The sequence below is a fragment of the uncultured Clostridium sp. genome, from assembly GCF_934754915.1.
Classification (GTDB): domain Bacteria; phylum Bacillota; class Clostridia; order Clostridiales; family Clostridiaceae; genus Clostridium.
The window spans coordinates 1-4,847 of record NZ_CAKVKB010000196.1 but is presented as its reverse complement, the minus strand read 5'-3'; the positions used below and the strand labels follow the sequence as shown (position 1 = coordinate 4,847).

Below are 4,847 nucleotides of genomic sequence, written 5' to 3'. Positions count from 1 at the left end.
CTGATTTTTATTCAAAGGAATATAAAATTATAGGAGAGATTTTTGTTCATATAGGAGAAATGAAGAAAGCTCAAAGTAATAAAATTTCAAATGATATTACGAAAATGCTTCTTTTAGATAAAAAGCATAATGTGTTATATAGAAAGATTATTGCTTTATGTGATGATGATGTAATAAAGAAGCTGACAGGAAATTCTTGGCTTTCAGAGTGTATAAGGGAGTTTAATATAGAAATAATAAAAATAAATTTGACAGATGAAGAAAGAAATTTAATAAAAAATGCACAAAATAGACAAGTTATGAATTAGAATGTTTAAATAGTTTCAGAATAAGATAAAGAACTAAGAAAAATTTGATTTAGTAAAGACCAAAAACAAATTTTAATTATGAGTTGTTAGAATGGAAAATTAGTTGAATAATTGTAAACAAGTTGTGTAAGAATTAAATGAAGTTTGGATTGTAATATAATTTATATTTTATGAAAATAAGAATTGTAAATAAAAAATAAAAGGAAGTGTTACAATTTATGAAATTTAATCAATTAATGAAACAGGCAAGAATAGAAAAAGGATTTACACAACAGAATGTAGCAGAAGCTCTTGAGGTTACAATTAATACAATTCAGAATTGGGAGAAAGATGAATATACAAAGCCATCCTATGACCTTATTCCAGCTATAGCAAAGGTATATGGTCTTGATAAAGAAGATATTATTAAAGCCTTAGTAGAGGATGTAGAGCCTGATAATGAGCAAGAAAAGGTATATTCATTTATGCCACAAAAGATGTTTGATTTTAAGCTGACAAAAGAGGAACAAGAAGTTTTAGGCGTATTGTATTTAAGATATATGGGGACAGACACAAAGCTAATGAAAGGGCTATCCTACAATCCTTTTGTAATGAGCAATATACTTGATAGTTTAGTAGATAAAAAATTAATGGAGACAAATAATCGTTCATATTCATCATCACAGCAGAAAGAATATGTTTATGGAAGTTTAAGTGAACTGGGATTAACAGTTTGCGAAATTATTAAAAAGAACCCTGATAAGATATTTAATATTAGGTATTTGGAGTTTGTTGATGTCTATGAGTTGTTTGAATATTTTGATTTAGAAAACCATAAGTATATGCAACAAAAAGATGATAAAAAATATTATTATGATATTTTAAAAAAAGAGAAACATAAATGTAATTATTACAGTTATCATAAAGAATATTATATTGATGAAGCAAGAAGAATTTCATTTGATACATTTCAAAAATATGTTCCAGAGGAATATTACAAATTTATAGAGATGGAAAATGACGATACTGAATATTTAACTAAAAAGGCAGAATATAAAGAAAAGAAAAAATACTATGATGAACATAAGAATGATATAGAAATGTTAAAATCATTAACTAAAGATAGAGAGGTTCAGTACTTAGAAGAACCTAAATTTAATGTGGTAACATCTTATTTTATAGTGCCAACAAAGGTAGGAAGGGAATTTGGTAATTATATAAAAAGTACAGAAAATATAAATCAGATTTGGTTATAGATTGAACAAAGATATAAAAATAGTAGCTATGTAAAAATTATTGCTACTATTTTTATAGATATATTATAGATAGTGAATCAGTATTTAATACTGATGATAATAGTATATCATATGTGAAACACTATGCTAGGTATAAAGATAAATACTTGAGATATTATATAGTTTTCTTTTTTCAGATACTAAAGCTAAATCATTTTTTATTAGTAGAAAAATAAGGTTTGAGTGTTAACATAGATATATATTAAAAGACCTATAAAGAAAGCTTAATATTACTGGAGATGTTATATATAAACTGACATGTTTGAAATAAGAAAGATAGTTTATTGTAGTACCTGAACCAGCAACTCTTTAATAATCCTGAAAACTCAGTATATATAAACTCTTTAATTATCAAAAACAAACATCATAAAATCTTAATATCAGCAGACAAATAAAGTTATTGTAAGAAGTCTAAATAATATAGATAATACAATAATCTTTTTGTGAATATATGGATAAAATAAAAATAGTAGCCAACGACTGCAAATCTTAGCTACTATTTTATTAAATATATTTTATAAATAGTGGTATCAGTTGCTTGCTTTAACTGATTGTATAAGAGTTTAGATATACTATCAATATATCTAAGCTTTTTTGTTTTCTAAATTTATATTAATATCATAACATACAATTTATTTTATATACATATTAGTTTTTATAATCTTTTTCTAAGCTCTTCAACTTGCTCTTTAGTAAAATTCTCAGTATCATCAATTTCCTTAGCATATGCTCTATATAAAGAACCAGAGCCATATTTTTTACAGCAAATTCCAATAGCAAGAAATAAATTTTTGTTTTTAAAAATTTTATTCATTCGAGTATCTATAATATCTATCCTCATAGAGTTTATCCAGGAGTTATAGCCTGTACCCAAATACATAAACTCAAACCCCTCTCTTTCTAGATTTTCTACAGCTTCCTTATCCATTCTTCTAAAGCCTTCAATAGCTCTTTTAATTTTTTTTACATCTTTTTCTATATCATTTACTTTGATTTTTTCCATATTCAAACACCTCCATTTATTTTTCTTATTTTTCTATATGATAGATGAAAAGTAAGAAAAATAGTCGATTTTAGATGTTCTACCTCGTTCTATCTCTTAGACAGAATGAATTGGACAATAATTTTTTATATAAAAAATATAGATAAATAGAAAATAAGTTCTTGTTATAGTAAAATTGTAATATGAAGAAAAATATGGAGGATATATAATGATTACAGGTGAATTAAAAAGCAAGATAGATAGAATTTGGGAAACATTTTGGACTGGTGGAATTACAAATCCATTGGAAGTTATTGAACAGTTTACATACCTTTTATTTATAAAGGATTTAGATGATAATGAGACTATGAAGGAAAATGATGCCGTATTACTTGGTATACCGTTTGAAGGTATATTTCCTGCTGATAAACAACAGTTAAGATGGAGCAAGTTTAAAAATGAAGAAGCAGAGGAAATGTATAAAATAGTTTCAGAAGATGTATTTCCTTTTATAAAAAATATTCATGGCGATAAGGAATCTGCATATGCAAAATATATGAGAGATGCTATGTTTAAAATCCCAACACCTTTAATGTTATCTAAAATTGTTGATGCAATAGATAAGCTTGAAATGGATGATAAGGATGTTAAGGGGGATTTATATGAATATCTTTTATCTAAAGTAGCTACAGCTGGTACAAATGGACAGTTTAGAACTCCAAGACACATTATAAAAATGATGGCTGAGCTTATGAAACCTACACCAGAAGATATTATAGTTGACCCTGCAATGGGAACAGCTGGTTTCTTAGTTGGAGCAGAAGAATATCTTAGAGAAAAACATAGTGATTTGTTTTTAGTACAAGGTTTAAAAGAACATTTTAATAATAAGATGTTTAATGGTTTTGATATGGATAGAACTATGCTTAGAATTGGAGCTATGAATATGATGCTTCATGGAGTGGACAACCCTAATATAGATTATAAAGATTCATTATCTGAAACTAACAAAGATAGTGAAAAATTTACATTAATATTAGCAAATCCACCATTTAAGGGTAGTCTTGATTATGAAGCTGTAAGTGCAGACCTTTTAAAAACTACTAAAACAAAGAAAACAGAACTTTTATTCTTAGCATTGTTTTTAAGAATTTTAAAAACAGGTGGAAGATGTGCGTCTATTGTTCCAGATGGAGTTTTATTTGGTTCAACAGGTGGACATAAATCTATTAGAAAAGAAATAGTAGAAAATAATAAGCTGGAAGCAATAATATCTATGCCTTCAGGAGTATTTAAGCCATATGCAGGCGTAAGTACAGCTATTATTATATTTACAAAGACAGGCACTGGGGGAACCGATAAAGTATGGTTCTATGATATGAAAGCAGACGGATATTCTTTGGATGACAAGAGGAATCCAGTTGATGATAATGATATACCAGATATAATAGAAAGATTTAATAATTTAGATAAGGAAATTGAAAGAAAGAGAACAGAGCAGAGCTTCTTTGTAGATGTAGATGAAATAAGAGAAAATGGTTATGATTTATCAATTAATAAGTATAAAGAAATAGAATATAAAGAAATTGAATATGATGCACCACAGGTTATTTTAAATAGAGTTAAGATTCTTGAAAAAGAAATTGATGAGGGAATTAAAGAATTGGAAAGAATGATTGAGGGATAATTTTATGAATATTAAATATTTAAAATTAGGGGAGATTGCAACATATATTAATGGTTATGCTTTTAAGCCAGAAGATTGGGATAATAAAGGCAGACCAATAATAAGAATACAAAATTTAACTAATAGTAGTAATGAAATAAATTATTTTAGCAGAGACATAGATGAAAAATATATAGTAAACAAAGGAGATATATTAATATCATGGTCTGCAAGTATTGGCATATATGAGTGGACTAAAGAAGAAGCAGTTTTAAATCAACATATATTTAAAGTCGTATTTAATAAAGTTGATATAAATAAAAAATATTATAAATTTATAGTGGATTTATGTCTGAAAAGTGCAATTAAGTATATGCACGGTTCAACAATGAAACATATTACTAAAAAGTATTTTGATGATATTGTAGTTCCAATACCTAATTTGGAAGTTCAAGAAAAAATAGCAAAAATATTAGGCAAAGCTCAAGAATTAATGGAAAAAAGAAAAATTCAGATAGAATGTTTAGATGAATTAGTCAAATCACAATTTATCGAGATGTTTGGTGACCCGATTAATAATCCTATGGGATGGGAAGTTAAAAAATTAAAAAATATTT

The 4,847-nt window shown here is 26.4% G+C and carries 5 protein-coding genes; 4 read left to right on the top strand and 1 reads right to left on the bottom strand.

Going from position 1 to position 4,847, the window contains the following annotated elements; all coding sequences use genetic code 11:
- A partial coding sequence (locus Q0F58_RS17215; RefSeq protein WP_294379101.1) for a hypothetical protein occupies positions 1 to 308 on the top strand: 308 nt, incomplete at its 5' end.
- 218 nt (positions 309 to 526) lie between these two features.
- The gene (locus Q0F58_RS17210) at positions 527 to 1,543 is read left to right on the top strand and encodes a helix-turn-helix transcriptional regulator (protein ID WP_294379100.1); all 1,017 of its coding nucleotides are present in this window, start codon (positions 527 to 529) and stop codon (positions 1,541 to 1,543) included.
- 694 nt (positions 1,544 to 2,237) lie between these two features.
- Here Q0F58_RS17210 and Q0F58_RS17205 read toward each other — a convergent pair.
- Complete coding sequence (locus Q0F58_RS17205) at positions 2,238 to 2,585, bottom strand: hypothetical protein (RefSeq protein ID WP_294379099.1); 348 nt, start codon at positions 2,583 to 2,585, stop codon at positions 2,238 to 2,240.
- 208 nt (positions 2,586 to 2,793) lie between these two features.
- Between Q0F58_RS17205 and Q0F58_RS17200 the strand changes: the two genes are divergently transcribed.
- Positions 2,794 to 4,251 carry a class I SAM-dependent DNA methyltransferase gene (locus Q0F58_RS17200; protein ID WP_294379098.1) on the top strand — a complete coding sequence of 486 codons (1,458 nt, stop codon included), beginning with the start codon at positions 2,794 to 2,796 and terminating at the stop codon, positions 4,249 to 4,251.
- Between the two features lie 4 nt (positions 4,252 to 4,255).
- Positions 4,256 to 4,847: restriction endonuclease subunit S (locus Q0F58_RS17195; RefSeq protein ID WP_294379097.1), on the top strand; the 592-nt coding region annotated here is incomplete at its 3' end.